The following is a 16,575-nucleotide window of genomic DNA, read 5'->3' as shown; positions in this document are numbered from 1 at the left end:
GCCGCCCGCACCAAGCAGCGAACGGGACCCCCTCAGGGGCGCGGGGAACTGCGCGAGCAACCAACCTCCACCCGCACCAGGCAGCGAACAGGTCCGCCCTCAGGGGCGCGGGGAACTGCGCGAGCAGCCAGCGTGCTCCCGCACACGAAGAACGACCGGGGGACGGTTCAGGGGCGCGGGGAACTGCGCACGTGAAGGTTCGACAGCCGCGCTACCACCGCCGCGCTACCACGCCGCGATGTTCGTCCGTCTCATCCGCGGCTCCCGGCGCGGCGGCGTGTGGCCGCTCAGGCAGATCAGGCGGGTCGCCCGGTGCCGCTGGCCCGCGTAGGGCGTCAGCAGGCGCAGCATCTCCGCGTCGTCCGCATCGCGGTCGTCCGCGAGCGCGTAGCCCACGATGCCGGGCAGGTGGACGTCCCCCACCGTCACCGCGTCCGCCGCCCCGTTGCTCCGCTGCACCGTCTCCGCCGAGGTCCACGGGCCGATGCCCGGGATCACCTCCAGGCGGGCCTGCGCCTCCAGGGGCTCCATCGTCGCCGCCTCCTCCAGCCGCGACGCCCGCGCCACCGCGCGCAGAATCGTGGACGCCCGCTTGTTGTCCACGCCCGCCCGGTGCCACTCCCAGGAGGGGATCAGCGCCCAGGTGCGGGGCGCCGGCATCACATACAGGTGGGGGCCGGGGCCGGGGGCCGGCTCGCCGTACTTGCGGAGGAGCAGGCGCCACGCGCGGTACGCCTCGTCCGTGGTGATCTTCTGTTCCAGGATCGAGGGGATCAGCGACTCCATCACCAGTCCCGTACGGGTGAGCCGCAGGCCGGGCCGCCGATGTGCCGTCACCGCGAGCAGCCGGTGCCGCGGAGCGAAGGCGTCCGGGTCGTCCGACGCGCCGAGCAGGTCCGGCAGCCGGTCCAGGAACCAGTCCGCGCCCGGCCCCCACGCCTCCGCGTCGACCGTGCCCGAGCGGACGACGACCCGCAGCGTGCCGGGCCCCTCCGGCGTGCGGCTCGCCCGCCAGACGGAGCCGTCGGGGGTCGTGCGGAACGCCGGGTCGGCCGGTCCCCTGCGCAGCGCGCCGAGAGTCAGGCCGAGGTCGAGAGGGAAGGGGGGCTTCCAGGTGCGGGTCCGGGCCGACGGGCGGGGCGCCGTGTGCTGGTGCGGGACGCCCGCCGGTACGGCCGTCTCGCCACCGCGCACGGTGGTGCGGGTGGGGCGCGGGGCGAAACGGGACGACATCTGTATGAGGGTAGGCGACGGCCCGGCCCGGCGGGGCACCCGCGGGAGGGCCCGCCCTACTGGTCCGACGAGAAGCGGACCGCGCCCGCCGGCAGCGTCGCCCCGCACCAGACCCGTACGCCCTCGCGCAGTTCGTTGTCGGCGCCGACGACCGCCCCGTCGCCGATCACCGCGCCGGTGAGCGCCGAGCGGGCGCCGATCCGCGCGCCCGCGCCGACCAGGGAGTCCGTGATGACCGCGCCCGGTTCGACGACCGCGCCGGCGAGGATCGTGCTGCCGCAGACGCGGGCGCCCTCGCCGATCCGCGCGTTCTCGCCGACGACCGTGCCGCCGGTGAGCTTCGCGTCGGGGGCCACGAGGGCGGTGGGCAGGGTCAGGCTCTCGCCGCGGCGGCCGGGCACCGCCGGGGAGGGCGCGCGGCCGAGGACCAGGTCGGCGGAGCCCCGTACGAACGCCTGCGGGGTGCCGAGGTCCAGCCAGTACGTGGAGTCGACCATGCCCTGGAGGTGGGCCCCGGCGGCGAGCAGGCCGGGGAACGTCTCGCGTTCGACGGAGACCGGGCGGCCCTCGGGAATCGTGTCGATGACCGAGCGGCGGAAGACGTACGCGCCCGCGTTGATCTGGTCGGTGACGATCTCCTCGGGGGTCTGCGGCTTCTCCAGGAAGGCCGTGACGCGTCCGGTCGGATCGGTGGGGACCAGGCCGTAGGCGCGCGGGTCGTCGACCTTGGTCAGGTGCAGGGAGACGTCGGCGCCCGACTCCTCGTGGGTGGCGACCAGGGCGCGGATGTCCAGGCCGGTGAGGATGTCGCCGTTGAAGATCAGGACCGGTTCGCCGGGGCCCGAGCGCAGCCGGGACGCCACGTTGCGGATGGCGCCGCCGGTGCCGAGGGGCTCGGTCTCCGTGACGTACTCGATGTGCAGGCCGAGCGCCGAGCCGTCGCCGAAGTACGGCTCGAAGACCTCGGCGAGGTAGGAGGTGGCGAGGACGATGTGCTCCACGCCCGCGGCACGAGCCCGCGCCAGCTGGTGGGTGAGGAACGGCACGCCGGCCGCCGGGACCATCGGTTTGGGGGTGTGCACCGTGAGCGGCCTGAGCCGGGTTCCCTTGCCGCCGACCAGGAGGATCGCTTCTGTCACCTGTCGTCTCTGCTTCCTGCTGGGGCCGGCCGAACGGGGGTTTCGGCCGGCCAGTGTATGCAGACGGATGTGCAGATCGTGCGGTCCGGGCGGTGCGTCGGGGCTCAGCGACCCTGGAGTTTCGCCGAACTCGTCCGGGTGGAGCCGAGCTTCTTGTACAGGCGGTTTCCGGGACAGTCGGTGGCGAATCCGTCGCGATGCCCGGAGATCACGTGGAGCCGGACGTTCTTGCCCTTCTTGTACAGATTGCCACCCCCGGACTTCAGGACGGTAGTACCGCGCGGGTTGGCGCCGTACAGACCGAGCTTCCACGCGGTCAGTTTGGCGACGGCCTTGACGGCCGCCTTCGGCGGCGCGGTGTTGCTGTACGTGCCGAGGACCGCGATGCCCGTGGTGTTGCTGTTGAACCCGAGGGTGTGGGCTCCGAGGACCGGCTTGGTCACCCCTCCGGCGCGTCCCTCGTAGATGGTTCCGCACTTGTCGACGGCGAAGTTGTAGCCGAAGTCGCGCCAGCCGCTGCTCTTGACGTGGTAGCGGTAGATGCTGCGCAGTACGGACGCCGCCTGTGAGCAGCGGTAGTTGTTGCCGGACGCGCTGTGGTGCACGAAGGCCGCCTTGACGGTCCTGGTGTACGCGAAGTTCTTCTCGCGGAGCCGTTCGTCGGCGCCCCAGCCCTTCCGCGTGACGATGCGCGGCCGCGGTCCGATGTGCGGGCGCACCTTGCCGACCGCGTCCGGGCCGCCGCGGGCGGCGATCAGGTCGTCCTCCGACTGGCGTTTGGTCAGTTCGGGGATGACCGCGGCGCCGATCGGTGCGAGGTCGGCGTTGACCGCGGAGGACGCGGCGGACTCGGCGCTCAGCGCCGCGGCGTGGCCCACGTCGAGCTTGGCGCCCTGCGGCGGCGCCTCGTCGCCGGGGTCGACCAGTTCCAGGCGCAGGCCCTCGGGGAGCCGGGGCGGCGCGGAACGGTCCGCGCCCTGGGGCCGTTCGGGCCGTACGCGGATCTCGACGCCGTCGGACGCGCCGACCCACAGCGGCGCGGTGGAGCCGCGGACCGTGCCGGTGCCCCGCTCGGCGGTGTCGAGGTCGGCGGCGTGTTCGTGGTTGTGCGTCTCGACGTGCTGCCAGCCGGACCAGGTGCGGGTGCCGGTCGCACGGGTGCGGACCTGGACGGTGCCGAGCAGTTCGGCGTCGGGGTCGTTCCAGACGACGCCCACCAGGGAGAAGGGGCGCACATCGCGCTGGGCCAGGCCCTGTTCGCTCACCTCGGCCGGGCCGAGCGAGCGGTCGGAGCCGAGCGGGACGAGGGGCAGGGACTGGGTGCTGCCGGGCACCGCCGCGGGCCCGGCGGCCGACGGTGCGCCGGGCGTCGCGGCCCGGGCGCCGGACGACGGCAGGGTGAGGGGCAGGGCAAGGGCGGCCGCGCACGTGACGCCGATCGAGGAAGCAAGGAATCCACGCATACGACTGATAGTTGGCATATCCGTGCATATCTGTCCATCGGGAAACTGACGGGTCGTCGGCCGAGTGCGGGGGTTCGGATCGCTCGCGCTCCCCGCCACGCCGGGGCCCGGTACGCCGCCCGCGTACCCTTGCGCCCGTGAACGCCAACGACCGCACCCCTGCCGACCTGCTGCGATCCGCGCTCGCCTCGGACCCGGCCCGCCCCCTCGTCACCTTCTACGACGACGCCACCGGTGAACGCGTGGAATTGTCCGTGGCCACCTTCGCCAATTGGGTGGCCAAGACCGCCAATCTGCTCCAGGGCGATCTCGCCGCCGAGCCCGGCGACCGGGCCGTGCTGCTGCTTCCGGCGCACTGGCAGACGGCCGTGTGGCTGCTCGCCTGTTCGTCGGTGGGAGTGCTCGCCGATGTGGGGGGCGACCCGGCGTCGGCCGACCTCGTCGTCAGCGGCCCGGACGCGCTGGACGCCGCGCGCGCCTGCTCCGGGGAGCGCGTCGCGCTCGCGCTGCGCCCGCTCGGCGGCCGCTTCCCGCAGCCGCCGGCCGGCTTCGCGGACTACGCGGTGGAGGTGCCGGGCCAGGGCGACCGGTTCGCCCCGTACGCGCCCGTCGACCCGGACGAGCCCGCGCTCGCCGTGGGCGGCGAGGAGCTGACCGGCGCCGCCCTGGTGGAGCGGGCGGCCGCCGACGCGGAGCGGCTCGGCATCACGCCGGGCACCCGGATCCTGTCCGGTCTGCCGTACGCCACCTGGGAGGGGCTGAGCGCCGGGCTGTACGCGGCGCTCGCGGCGGGCGGCTCCGTGGTGCTCTGCCGCCACCTCGACCGGCTCGCCGAGGACGGCCTCCGCAAGCGGATCGAGGACGAGCTGGTGAAGGTCACGGCGGGCTGACCCCTCCGGCCCGCCCCCGTCCCGCCCCCGCCTCCCCCGTTTTGTCGCCCGTTCGGCCCACGCCGCCCCCGGGCCCGGAGGCCCCCGGCGCCGCGCCGGTCCATGGTCGTAGGAACCGACCACGCACCGACGCAGCCATGAGGGGTGGACGCTCACGTGACCGAGACCGCAGGCACGCCTTCCGGACCGGACGAGCCGCCGGCCCCGGAGGGCGCACCGCCTGAGCCGAAGGCCACGTACGGACCCGGGACCGGCGCGAGCGCCACCGGCACCGGCGTCGTCCGCCGCAGACGGCGCTGGCTGCGCTACACGGCGCTCGGCGTCGCCGTCCTGGTGCTCGGGGCGGGGGGCGTGGGCTGGGCGGCGTACCAGAAGCTCAACGGGAACATCACCACGGACACCGACGCCGCGGACGAGCTGGCGCGGTTCGAGAAGGAGCGTCCGACGGCGCTGGTGAGCGGCGCCCAGAACATCCTGCTGCTCGGCTCCGACACCCGCGCGGGGCCGGGCAACCGCGAGTACGGCAGGGACCCGGGCACCCAGCGCTCGGACACCACGATCCTGCTGCACCTCGCCGCCGACCGGCGCAGCGCGACGGCCGTGTCGATCCCGCGCGACCTGATGGTGGACATCCCCGGCTGCCTCCGCTCGGACGGCAGCCGCACCCAGCCCCAATTCGCCCAGTTCAACTGGGCGTTCGAATTCGGCGGGACGGCCTGCACGATCCGTACGGTCGAGAAGCTCACCCGGATCCGCGTCGACCACCACATGGTCGTGGACTTCGCGGGCTTCAAGGACATGGTCGACGCGGTCGACGGCGTCCAGGTCTGCATCAAGGCACCGATCGACGACACCGACGCCAAGGTGGCGCTCCCGCCGGGCCTGCGCTCGCTCGACGGCGAGCAGGCGCTGGGGTACGTCCGCGCCCGCAAGAGCCTCGGCAACGGCAGCGACACCGACCGGATGGACCGCCAGCAGGAGTTCCTCGCCGCGCTCGTCAACAAGGTGCAGAGCAACGACGTCCTGCTCAACCCGACGAAGCTCTATCCGGTGCTCGACGCGGCGACGTCCTCGCTGACCACCGACCCCGGCCTCGCCAGCCTGCGGGGCCTGTACGACCTGGTGCGCGAAATGCGCGACATCCCCACGGAACAGGTGCAGTTCCTGACCGTTCCCCGGCAGTCCTACACCTACGACGCCAACCGCGACGAGCTCGTCGAGCCGGCCGCGGACCAGCTCTTCACCCGGCTGCGCACGGACAGCCCGGTCGTGGTGGACCCGCGGCGGTCCGAGAGCTCCGGCCCCGGCGAGGCGCGGACCCCCACGGATCCGCCGGCCCCGCGACAGCCGTCCGCCTCCGAGCAGCCCTCCGCCGAGGAACAGCCCGCCACCGGTGAGGATGGCGAGGACTCCGGCGATGACGGGAGCGACGAGAAGCCCGACGACCCGGCGCCCACGCCGTCGCCCGTCCCGACATTCCGGGGCAACACGGCCGCCGGATCCACCTGTAAGTAAAACGATCCCCAAGGGATGGACCCGCCCCACAAAGAAATGCGGCGGATTGCCCAGTTGTAGGGGAGTGGAATTTGTCACCGGCGTCGTCCGACGCTGAACTGGGCGGATAGTGTGAGCGATCCGGTGCGCCGGGCCCTGACGGCCACGCACCGCTGGAACGACTGACCGAGCGCCTTCTTGAGGGGGTAAGGCGCCGCGTGGCCCCGACGGAGGACGCAAACAACCGTGGACGCGCAAGGCCGTGGGCGGGCGGAGAACATCGACCCCGCAGACCAGTGGGTGCTCAATCCGGACACCGGTGACTACGAACTGCGACTGAGCCCCTCCGCAGGGCAGTCGACCGTGCCGGGTCCCCGTGGCTCGTCACCCCGTAGAAGCGGCCGCGGCCGCACCGAACCGGGCCGTGAGCGCTCCCGTCAGGGCGAGCGCGACGAACGCCGCGAGGAGCGCCGCGAGGTGCCGGGGCAGCGCCGGCGGCGCGTCAAGGAACCGGAGCCCGGCTCGGGCGGCGGCCGGCGCAAGCAGAAGCCGCGCAAGTCCAAGGGCAAGAAGGTGCTCGTCTGGACGGGCGGCACGCTGGCGTTCCTGCTCGTCGCGGGATGCGCCGGCGGCTACCTCTACTACCAGCACCTCAACGACAACATCACGTCGATAGACGACGACGGCGCGGGCACCGGCGGCTTCAGCAAGGACCGGGCCATCAACATCCTGGTGATGGGCACCGACAAGCGCAGCGGCAGCGGCAACAAGGGGTACGGCGACGAGGGCAGCGTCGGCCACGCCGACACGACGATCCTGCTGCACGTCTCCAAGGACCGTACGAACGCGACCGCGTTGAGCATCCCGCGCGACATGATCGTCGACATCCCGGACTGCCCGACGAAGCAGGACGACGGCAGCACGAAGAACATCGACGGCACCCAGAACGCCCGCTTCAACGAGAGCCTCGGCCAGTCCGACCGCACGCCGAGCTGCACGATGCGCACGGTCAAGGCGATCACCGGCATCACGCCCGACCACTTCATGGTGGCCGACTTCAACGCGGTCAAGACGCTCTCCAGCGCGGTCGGCGGCGTCGAGGTCTGCCTCGCCAAGGACATCGACGACCCCAAGTCGCATCTGAAGCTGCCCAAGGGCAAGCACACGATCGAGGGCGAGGACGCGCTGGCGTTCGTCCGCACCCGCCACTCGGTGGGCACCGGCGGCGACTTGAGCCGGATCGAGCTGCAGCAGCAGTTCCTCAGCGCGCTGATGCGCAAGCTCAAGTCGAACGACACCCTCACCAGTCCGCAGAAGATGATCGAGCTCGCCGAGGCCGGCACCAAGGCGCTCACCGTCGACTCCAAGATCGCCGACATAATGAAGCTCAAGGACCTCGGCATGGAGCTCGGCAAGCTCGACGTGAAGAACCTGAGCTTCGCCACCGTCCCGGTCGTCGACAACCCCGCCGAGAAGGTCCACACCACGGTGGTCCCCGACCCGACCAAGGCGGAGCAGCTCTTCGCGATGATGCGCGCCGACCAGTCGCTGACGGCGGTGAAGAAGAAGCAGAAGAAGGAGAAGGCCGAGGTGGCCGCCCGCCTCAAGGGCCCCAAGGCCGACGCCTCCGAGGTACGGGTCGACATCTACAACGGCAGCGGCAAGACCGGCGCCGCTCAGACGACTCTCACCTGGCTGCAGAACAATGAGGGCGTGCTCAAGTCCAGCCAGCTGGGGAACGCGCCCTCGAACCTCAAGAAGACGACGCTCGAATACGCGCCGGACCAGGCGGACCAGGCCCGTCGGCTCGCCGACATCATGGGTCTGCCCGCCGCCGCCCTGAAGCCGGGCAAGAGCGAGAAGAACGCACAGGGTCTGCCGGCCATGAAGCTGACGCTCGGTGGCGACTTCGAGGGCGCGGGGGTGCCCATCGACGCCTCGGCGAAGGTGCCGAAGGACATCAAGAAGGTCGAGGCGGACAAGACTGTGTGTGCCAAGTGACCTGAAGCGGTCGTTCTGCATCTAACAGTGCGCCAAGGCGCCGCGGAGCGGCCGCAGTTCGGGAATGGGGCGGGGAGGGGCTGGGGATGAGGCAGAACAGCGTGCGTAAGGAGGGGACACGACGACGTGTCCCGCACGCGAGTGATCACGGCTGGGACGGCACGCACGAGGACGCGGCAGACCCCGGGAAGCCCGCGCGGAGCGGCGGCGAGCCGCCTCGGGGCGGCCACGGGCAGCGCGGGCGGCGGCGCGCCGGCGGCGACCGGCCACCGCGCCGCAAGCGCCGGGTCCTGCGCTGGTCGGCGACGATCCTCTCGGTGCTGATACTCGGCACGGCCGGCGCCGGATACCTGTACTACCAGCACCTCAACAACAACCTCGAGACGGACGACCTGAACCTCGGGGAGCACCGGGCGCCCGCGCCCACCCCCAACGCCGCGGGCCAGACCCCGCTGAACATCCTCCTCATCGGCTCGGACGCGCGGGACTCCAAGGCCAACCAGAAGCTCGGCGGGGCCAAGGACACCTTCGGCTCACCGCCGCTCGCGGACGTACAGATGCTGCTGCACCTGTCGGCCGACCGTTCCAACATGTCGGTCGTCAGCATGCCGCGCGACACCCTGCTCCAGATCCCCAAGTGCACCGACCCGGACGACGGCAAGGTCTATCCGCAGACCGGCCCGCGGAACATGACGAACGAGTCGCTGGGACGCGGGGGTCCCGGCTGCACGGTCGCCACCTGGGAGAAGCTCACCAACATCCACATCAACCACTTCATGATGGTGGACTTCTCGGGCGTGGTCTCCATGGCGGACGCCATCGGCGGCGTCCCGGTCTGCGTGGACCGCAACATCCACTCGCGGGACAGCCAGGGCCACGGCTCGGGCCTGAAGCTGAAGAAGGGCACCACCGAGGTCAAGGGCAAGCAGGCCCTGCAGTGGCTGCGCACCCGCTACGGCTTCGAGGGCGGCACCGACATCAGCCGCGCCAAGGCCCAGCACATGTACATGAACGCGCTGGTCCGCAAGCTCCGTGAGAACACCGGTCTGACCAGCCCCAACCAGCTGCGCAAGCTCGCCGAGGAGGCGACGAGCGCGCTGAAGGTCGACGACGGCCTCGGCACCATCAAGAAGCTGTACGACCTGGGCAACGAGCTCAAGAAGGTCTCGCCGAGCCGTACGACGATGACGACGATGCCGTTCGACTACGCGGGCGCACGCGTCGTCCCCAAGCCCGGCGACGCGGAGCAGCTCTTCCGGCTGGTCCGCGACGACATCCCGCTGGACGGCAAGGGCGTGAAGAAGCCGGCCAAGGAGAAGGCGTCGGACGATCCCGCCGCCGCCGACGACGAGATCGCGGTGCAGGTCCAGAACGGCACGCGGACCGACGCCGAGCCCCCGGTCAGCGGCCGGGCGGCGACGGTGGCGCAGCTCCTCGCGGGCCGGGGCTTCAAGAAGGCGACGCCGGACGCGGCCACCGCGCTGACCGAGGAGCGGACGGTCGTCCGCTATCCCAGCAAGGACCTGGAGGGCGACGCCCAGCGGGTCGCCAAGTCGCTCGGTCTGCCGCTGAGCTCGGCGAAGAAGTCGACGGACGTCTCCGGGGTGACCCTGGTCGTGGGCGCCGACTGGCGCGAGGGCGAGCGGCCGCCCAAGCCGAAGAAGAAGGACGACAGCACGCCGGACTCCGCGGACGCGCTCAGCGGCTCCGACAAGAAGGCGTGCATGAAGGTCGACCCGAACTTCAGCTGGTAGGCGGACGGGAACGCAGGCCTACGAGAACGCGGGCGTACGAAAACGCGAAGAGTCGGCCCGGACCCACCTCATTGGTGGGTCCGGGCCGACTCTTCAAGTACCGGGTGACCGGGGGCCGTCAGGCCTCCTGCGCGGTGCCGAGGACGGCCGGGCGGCGCGAGGCGATGACCCGCTTGGCGAGCGAGCGCGGGCTGGTCAGGAAGCCCCAGCCCCACGACATGTGCATGGTCGCGAGCGCCACCGGGATCTGGAGCCGTGCCTTCAGGGGCAGGCCCTTGCCCGCGGGGACCGACCCGGCGGCGATGGCCGCGAGGTAGCCGCCGGGGATCACGAAGCCCCACGGGGTGAGCGCCGCGCCCACCACGATGCCCGCGGCGATGGCGCAGACCGCGGTCGGCGGCGCGAGGTAGCGCAGGTTGATCGAGCCCTCGTGGTAGCGGGCGACGACGTGCCGCCAGCGGCCGTAGTCCTTGTACTGCTTGGCCAGCGCCTTCACGCTCGGACGCGGGCGGTACGAGACCTTCAGCTCGGGCGAGAACCAGATCAGGCCGCCGGCCTCACGGATGCGGAAGTTCAGCTCCCAGTCCTGGGCGCGGATGAACTCCTCGTTGTAGCCGCCCTGCCGCTCCAGGGCCTCGCGGCGGAAGACGCCCAGGTAGACCGTCTCGGCCTGCTGGGGTTCGCCGCCGGTGTGGAAGGCGGCGTTGCCCACGCCGATCTTCGAGGTCATGGCGGCGGCGACCGCGTGCTCCCAGTCGTTCTGGCCCTCGGCGTGCATGATGCCGCCGACGTTCATCGCGCCGGTCTCCGCCAGGAGCCGCACGGCGGTGGTGATGTACCCGGGCGAGAGCGCGGCGTGGCCGTCGACGCGCACCACGACGGGGTGCCGGGACGCCTTGATGGCGGCGTTCAGCGCCGCGGGCGTGCGGCCGGTCGGATTGGGCACCGTGTGGACCCGCGGGTCCTCGCGGACCAGCTCGGCGGCGATCTCGTCCGTGCGGTCGGTGGAGGGGCCGAGCGCGACGACGACCTCCATCTCGCCCGCGTACTCCTGCTGCAGGATCGCGTGCACGGCCTCACGCAGATGCCGCTCCTCGTTGAGGACGGGCATGATCACGGATACGGCTGGAGGCAGCGCCTCGGACTTCGCGTTCATCACGCGTCACGTTACCGCGAATGGGGGACACGGGTGCGCGCCGTCCGGGTCGCTACCCCGGGCCGCATTTCGTATGGCCTTACCTTTCTCGGGACCCCCGGCCCGTCTCCCACCCCCAGCCGCCCGTCACCGCGGAGGTGTTCCGCACGTGCCCACACCGCCCCGCTCCCCCGCCCCCGCGCCGCGCCGCCCCCGCCCACCGGCCCAGCGGTCCGGGCGGACGTCCGCCGGGCGGCGGAAACGGCCCCGCTGGGCGATGCGGGTGGCGTGCACCGTCTCGGTGACGGTCCTGGCCGCGGCGGGCATCGGGCACTCGGTCGTCACCAGCCTGGACACGGGCATCAGACGGGTGGACGTCTTCCGGGACATGAAGAACAGGCCCGAGTCGGGCCACGGCATCAACGTGCTGCTCGTCGGCACCGACGGCCGGGACAAGATCACGCCGGAGGAGAAGGCGAAGTACCGGCTCGGCGGCGCGCCCTGCCACTGCACGGACACGATCATGATCGTGCACATCTCGGAGGACCGGGACCGCGCCAGCGTGGTGAGCCTGCCGCGGGACAGCTACGCCGACCTGCCCGCGCACACCGACCGGAACACCGGCCAGAAGCACCACGAACACCCCAACAAGATCAACGCGGCGTACGCGGAGGGCGGCCCCAACCTGACCGTGCAGACCGTCGAGCACATGACGAAGGTCAAGATCGACCACTATCTGGAGGTCGACTTCCTGAGCTTCATGAAGACGGTGGACGTGCTCGGCGGGGTGGAGATCTGCACGGCGCGCCCACTCAGGGACTCGCACACGGGGCTCGACCTGGCGGAGGGGACCCACCAGCTGAACGGCGGCGCGGCGCTCCAGTACGTGCGGTCCCGTTACGTCGACGGGGCCTCCGACCTGGGCCGCATGCAGCGCCAGCAGCGCTTCCTCGCGGCCCTCATCGCGAAGGCGACGAGCAGCGGGGTGCTGCTGAACCCGGTCAAGTTCCGCGACGTGACGCGGACGCTGCTCGGCTCGGTCCGGGCCGACAAGGGCTTCGGCACCGGCGACATGCTGGACCTCGGGCGGGCGATGCGGGGCTTCTCGCCCTCCTCGTCGGAGTTCACGACGGTGCCGCTGGACGCCACCGGGCAGGTGGTGCCCGGCATCGGCTCGACGCTGAAGTGGCACCCGGTGAAGGCGGGGCGGCTCTTCGAGGCGCTGCGCCAGGACCAGCCGCTCGCGGCGCACCGCCCCAAGAGCAAGGCCACGATGGTCGACGTCTCGCCGCAGCAGGTCCGGGTCCAGGTGGACAACGGCACGGGGACCCCCGGGCTCGGCAAGAAGGTCGACGCGGCGCTGCGGGCGACCGGTTTCCAGACGACGGGGGCGCCGGCGGACGTGCCGGGCGCGGCGGCCCGGCCCGCCCCGCGGACGGTCATCGCCTTCGACCCGCGCTGGGACCGCTCGGCGAAGTCCCTGGCGACGGCGCTCCCGGGCGCGGAACTGCGCCCGGTCCCGGGCCAGGGCCCGACCCTGAAAGTGATCGCGGGCACGGACTTCAGGGAGGTCCGCAAGGTCCGCGCGGAAGACGCGCAACAGGGAGAGTTCGGAGCGATCAGGGGCGACGAGGTGACCTGCGGCTAGCGAGGCCCCGCAGGGGGCGCGGAGACGAGGGGGCGCCCCGTAAGGGGCGCGGGAGCGGGGGGCGCCCCGTAAGGGGCGCGGGGAACGGCGCGAGCAACCCCAAGAGACCCGCACGGAGAACACACCGGGGACCACCCTCAGGGGCGCGGGGAACTGCGCGACAAGCCACAACAAACCCGCACCACAGAACCCCCCGCAGCCCCCGCCCCCGCCCCCGCCTCCGGCCCCCATCCGCCCAAGGCCCAGGGGCCAGCGAGCTCAGTCCTCGAACCCCTCAGCCACCCGCGCCTCCCGCAACTCCTTGATCGCCCGGCGCCGCGCCAACCGGTGCGTGCGCCGGATCTGCGCCTCCTGGTAGCGGCGCCGGTCGCGGTCCGTCTCGGGCACGACCGGCGGAACCGTACGCGGCTTGCCGTCCGCGTCGACCGCCGCGAAGACGAGGTAGGCCGAGCCGACCTGCTGCGCGGGCGTCGACTCGTTCCAGCGCTCGGCGAGGACCCGCACGCCGACCTCCATGGAGCTGCGCCCGGTCCAGTTGACCTGCGCCTTCACATGAACGAGGTCGCCCACCCGCACCGGCTCCAGGAAGACCATCTCGTCCATGGACGCGGTGACCGCGGGCCCGCCCGAGTGGCGTCCGGCGACCGCCCCCGCCGCGTCGTCCACGAGTTTCATGATCACGCCGCCGTGCACCGTACCGAGGAGGTTGGTGTCGTTGTGGGTCATGATGTGGCTGAGCGTGGTGCGGGAGGCCGAAGTCGGCTTGCCCTCGATCGCCCCGCGGGCCTGGGGGTTCTCCCCCGGCCGGGACGCCGTCGGACTGGGAGCCTGGTCTGTCATGCCCTCCACCCTATGCCGGACTTCCGCCCACCCCCTCTCCGCCCGCTTTGCATCAGATCTGCTACAGCACTGCCTCGAATTCCCGACCGCCCTGTAAGGCGCGGGGTGCGAGGCGGCACACTGGGCCACATGAGCGATTGGCCTGACGATCAGGGCGGCGGCCGGGGGTACGGCCGTGGCAGCGGGGACTCCCAGCCCGACGGCGCCCGCGTGATGCGACATGTGCAGCGCGGCCCGGCGTCCCGTCCGGCCGGTCCGCCGCCGGGCGGGGTGCCGCAGCAGCCGGCGTACGACGACGGGTACGGCGAGGGGTACGGCGACGGCCGCCCGTACGGCGACGCCCGGGACGACGTCTTCGAGCCGCGCGCCCCGCGCCAGGGCTCGTACGGCCACAACCCCGACAGCGCGTACGACAGCGGTTACAACACCGGCCAGGTCTACGGCCAGGGGGGCGGCGGCAACGGCGGCGGCCCCGCCGCGGCGACGCGCGCCCCGCGCCCCGCGCCGAACTGGCGCAAGCGGCTCAAGTGGGGCGCCATCACCCTGGTCGCGGTGCTGGTCGTGGTCTCCGTCTCCACGTACTTCTGGGCCGACTCCAAGCTCAAGCGCGAGGTCGACCTCTCCAAGGTCATCGAGCGGCCCGAGGGCGGCGCCGGCACGAACTACCTGATCGTCGGCTCCGACAGCCGCGAGGGCATGACCGACGAGGACAAGAAGCGCCTCCACACGGGCTCGGCCGACGGCAAGCGCACGGACTCGATGATGATCCTGCACGTCGCGGACGACGGCGGGAACACGATGATCTCGCTCCCCCGCGACTCGAACGTCACGATCCCCTCGTTCAAGGGCGCCGAGTCCGGCAAGCTCTACCCCAACCAGGGCCGCCAGACGAAGCTCAACGCCGCGTACGCGGAGGACGGCCCCGAGCTCCTCGTGCGGACCGTCGAGTACAACACCGGCCTGAAGATCGACCACTACGCGGAGATCGGCTTCGGCGGCTTCGCCAAGATCGTGGACGCGGTCGGCGGCGTCGAGATGGACATCCCCAAGGCCTTCAAGGACAAGTGGTCGGGCGCCGACTTCGAGGCGGGCAAGCAGACGCTCGACGGCCAGGAGGCCCTGGCCTTCGTCCGCACCCGGCACGCCTTCTCCAGCGACCTGGACCGGACGAAGAACCAGCAGAAGTTCCTCGCGGCCCTGGCCCACGAGGCGGCGACGCCCGGCACGGTCATGAACCCCTTCAAGCTCTACCCCACGATGGGCGCGGGCCTGGACACCCTGGTCGTCGACAAGGACATGGGCCTGTTCGACGTGGCCTCCATGTTCTGGGCGATGAAGGGCGTGACCGGCGGCGACGGCAAGTCGATGAACATCCCGATCTCGGGCTCCGTCGGCGGCAACCTCGTCTGGGACAAGGCCAAGGTCAAGACGCTGGTCGAGGAGCTCAACAACGACGACGCGGTGACCGTCTCGGGCAACTGAGGCGCCCGTCCACCGCCGAAGGGCCCCGCCGATCCGTCGGCGGGGCCCTTCCGTGTGCGGCGGGCCGTCGGCCGGGGGGGGTACCCCGAACGCTCCGCCCGCCGAGAAGCCGCAGCCGCTCCGTGTCACGGTGGTGCGAACTGCCGCCCCCGCCGACGTCCGGAGCACCCGCCATGGCAGACCTGCAGGAGGACCTCTCCACCACCGCCGAGGCGGGGGAGCTCGACACGCCCCCCGCCCCGCCCGAATCCATCCCCTCGCCCGACACCGGGACCCTGCGCGAGCCGGTCACCGAACCCGCCCCCGTACGGGATCCGCTGCCGCTGCGGCACCCGCTCCCCACCCGCGAGCCGCTCCCCGTACGGGAACCCCTGCCCCTACGGGAGCCGCTGCCCGCCCGGGAGACCGGGACAGGTCCCGAGCCGGCGCGGTCCGCCGGGCCGGCTGATGGGGCCGATCCCGCCGAGCCCGCCGAGCGAGCCGATCCCGCCGACCCCGCCGAGCGGGCGCGCGCGCTGCTCGCCGCCCATCCGGTCGCCGACGGCTACAGCGGTCTGCCGTGGGCGCTGCGGCAGCTGTCCTGGCACGACTTCGAGACGGGTGACAGCGGTCTGGAGAGCGACGTGCCGCGGCTGCGCGCGGGACGGGTCGGCGCGCAGTTCCTCTCGGTGCACGTGCCCGAAGGCCCCCGTGCTGACCGGCCCGTCGGCGCGACGCTCGAACAGATCGACTTCGTACGGCACCTCATCGCCGCCCACCCCGAGGGGCTGCGGCTCGCCCGCAACTCCTCGGAGGCGGCCGACGCGCGCAACTGCGGCCGTATCGCCACGCTGATCGGACCGGCCTGCGGGGCCGCGCTCGGCGACTCGCTGGGGGCGCTGCGCGCGCTGCACAGCCTCGGCCTGTGCGCGGTGACGCTCTCCGGCACGTCGTGGGCGGGTCCTGGCGGGCTGACCCCGTTCGGCGAGGAGGTCGTCAGGGAGATGAACCGGCTCGGGGTCCTCGCGGACCTGTCCGGCGCGTCCGAGTCGACGGCGCGGCGGGTCCTCGCGGTCTCCAAGGCCCCGGTGATCTTCACCCGCTCCGGGGCCCGCGCCCTGCGCGACCATCCGGCGAACCTCACCGACGAGCTGCTGACGGCGGTGGGCGCCGCCAAGGCGCTGTGCCTGGTGCCGCTCTCCGCGGACCGGACGGGCCCCTCGGTGCGCGAGGTGGCGGACCACCTGGACCACGTGCGGCGGATCGCCGGACCGGAGTGCGTCGGCCTCTCGGGGACGTACGACACCACCGAGGCGCGGCCCGACGAGCTCGCCGACACGGCGAGTTACCCGAGGCTGATCGCTGAGCTCGTCGAACGCGGCTGGCCCGAGGCGGAGTTGGCGCTGCTCACCTGGGGCAACGTCCAACGCGCCCTGCGCGGCGCGGACTTCACGGCGCGGGCCGCACGGGACCGGCGGGCGCCGTCCACGGCGCGGATAGAGCGTCTGGACGGCTGA

The 16,575-nt window shown here is 72.4% G+C and carries 12 protein-coding genes; 7 read left to right on the top strand and 5 right to left on the bottom strand.

Annotation, left to right across the window (positions count from 1 at the left end; translation table 11 throughout):
• Window positions 1-225: 225 nt before the first annotated feature.
• The 3 genes from ACZ6B8_RS32980 to ACZ6B8_RS32970 form a co-directional block, all read right to left on the bottom strand.
• A complete protein-coding gene (locus ACZ6B8_RS32980; RefSeq protein WP_471085975.1) occupies window positions 226-1,233 on the bottom strand; it encodes a DNA-3-methyladenine glycosylase family protein in 1,008 nt (335 codons plus the stop codon).
• A 56-nt stretch (window positions 1,234-1,289) separates the two neighbouring features.
• Window positions 1,290-2,372: a mannose-1-phosphate guanylyltransferase gene (manB, locus tag ACZ6B8_RS32975; protein ID WP_471085972.1), complete on the bottom strand. Its 1,083-nt coding sequence runs from the start codon at window positions 2,370-2,372 to the stop codon at window positions 1,290-1,292.
• Window positions 2,373-2,476: 104 nt separating this feature from the next.
• Window positions 2,477-3,835, bottom strand: coding sequence for a peptidoglycan recognition protein family protein (locus tag ACZ6B8_RS32970; RefSeq protein ID WP_471085969.1), 1,359 nt, complete (start codon window positions 3,833-3,835; stop codon window positions 2,477-2,479).
• A gap of 137 nt (window positions 3,836-3,972) precedes the next feature.
• Between ACZ6B8_RS32970 and ACZ6B8_RS32965 the strand changes: the two genes are divergently transcribed.
• The 4 genes from ACZ6B8_RS32965 (at window position 3,973) to ACZ6B8_RS32950 (ending at window position 9,974) form a co-directional block, all read left to right on the top strand.
• Window positions 3,973-4,725, top strand: a complete 753-nt coding sequence (locus ACZ6B8_RS32965; RefSeq protein ID WP_471609568.1) for a TIGR03089 family protein — start codon at window positions 3,973-3,975, stop codon at window positions 4,723-4,725.
• A gap of 156 nt (window positions 4,726-4,881) precedes the next feature.
• Complete coding sequence (locus tag ACZ6B8_RS32960) at window positions 4,882-6,240, top strand: LCP family protein (protein ID WP_471085963.1); 1,359 nt, start codon at window positions 4,882-4,884, stop codon at window positions 6,238-6,240.
• Window positions 6,241-6,465: 225 nt separating this feature from the next.
• The gene (locus ACZ6B8_RS32955) at window positions 6,466-8,220 is read left to right on the top strand and encodes an LCP family protein (protein WP_471085960.1); all 1,755 of its coding nucleotides are present in this window, start codon (window positions 6,466-6,468) and stop codon (window positions 8,218-8,220) included.
• A gap of 86 nt (window positions 8,221-8,306) precedes the next feature.
• Window positions 8,307-9,974: an LCP family protein gene (locus ACZ6B8_RS32950; RefSeq protein WP_471085957.1), complete on the top strand. Its 1,668-nt coding sequence runs from the start codon at window positions 8,307-8,309 to the stop codon at window positions 9,972-9,974.
• A 118-nt stretch (window positions 9,975-10,092) separates the two neighbouring features.
• Here the strand turns inward: ACZ6B8_RS32950 and ACZ6B8_RS32945 are convergent, their stop codons facing one another.
• A complete protein-coding gene (locus tag ACZ6B8_RS32945; protein ID WP_471085954.1) occupies window positions 10,093-11,130 on the bottom strand; it encodes a glycosyltransferase family 2 protein in 1,038 nt (345 codons plus the stop codon).
• Between the two features lie 148 nt (window positions 11,131-11,278).
• On the opposite strand from ACZ6B8_RS32945, the gene ACZ6B8_RS32940 reads away from it, so the two are divergent.
• Complete coding sequence (locus ACZ6B8_RS32940; protein ID WP_471085951.1) at window positions 11,279-12,757, top strand: LCP family protein; 1,479 nt, start codon at window positions 11,279-11,281, stop codon at window positions 12,755-12,757.
• A 258-nt stretch (window positions 12,758-13,015) separates the two neighbouring features.
• On the opposite strand, the gene ACZ6B8_RS32935 is transcribed toward ACZ6B8_RS32940, so the two are convergent.
• The gene (locus tag ACZ6B8_RS32935) at window positions 13,016-13,597 is read right to left on the bottom strand and encodes an acyl-CoA thioesterase (RefSeq protein WP_471085948.1); all 582 of its coding nucleotides are present in this window, start codon (window positions 13,595-13,597) and stop codon (window positions 13,016-13,018) included.
• A gap of 129 nt (window positions 13,598-13,726) precedes the next feature.
• On the opposite strand from ACZ6B8_RS32935, the gene ACZ6B8_RS32930 reads away from it, so the two are divergent.
• Together ACZ6B8_RS32930 and ACZ6B8_RS32925 are read left to right on the top strand one after the other, a co-directional pair.
• Window positions 13,727-15,079, top strand: coding sequence for an LCP family protein (locus ACZ6B8_RS32930; RefSeq protein WP_471609567.1), 1,353 nt, complete (start codon window positions 13,727-13,729; stop codon window positions 15,077-15,079).
• Between the two features lie 173 nt (window positions 15,080-15,252).
• Window positions 15,253-16,575, top strand: a complete 1,323-nt coding sequence (locus ACZ6B8_RS32925) for a membrane dipeptidase (protein ID WP_471609566.1) — start codon at window positions 15,253-15,255, stop codon at window positions 16,573-16,575.

This window comes from Streptomyces sp. NPDC041122 (genome assembly GCF_055592445.1).
This window is presented reverse-complemented; position numbering and strand designations above follow the sequence as displayed.

What these genes read in the sequence shown, in the direction of transcription:
- ACZ6B8_RS32925 (WP_471609566.1), top strand. Translation starts at nt 15,253, where the DNA reads ATGGCAGACCTGCAGGAGGACCTCTCCACCACCGCCGAGGCGGGGGAG.
- ACZ6B8_RS32970 (WP_471085969.1), bottom strand. Translation starts at nt 3,835, where the DNA reads ATGCGTGGATTCCTTGCTTCCTCGATCGGCGTCACGTGCGCGGCCGCC.
- ACZ6B8_RS32945 (WP_471085954.1), bottom strand. Translation starts at nt 11,130, where the DNA reads ATGAACGCGAAGTCCGAGGCGCTGCCTCCAGCCGTATCCGTGATCATG.
- ACZ6B8_RS32950 (WP_471085957.1), top strand. Translation starts at nt 8,307, where the DNA reads ATGAGGCAGAACAGCGTGCGTAAGGAGGGGACACGACGACGTGTCCCG.
- ACZ6B8_RS32935 (WP_471085948.1), bottom strand. Translation starts at nt 13,597, where the DNA reads ATGACAGACCAGGCTCCCAGTCCGACGGCGTCCCGGCCGGGGGAGAAC.
- ACZ6B8_RS32930 (WP_471609567.1), top strand. Translation starts at nt 13,727, where the DNA reads ATGAGCGATTGGCCTGACGATCAGGGCGGCGGCCGGGGGTACGGCCGT.
- ACZ6B8_RS32980 (WP_471085975.1), bottom strand. Translation starts at nt 1,233, where the DNA reads ATGTCGTCCCGTTTCGCCCCGCGCCCCACCCGCACCACCGTGCGCGGT.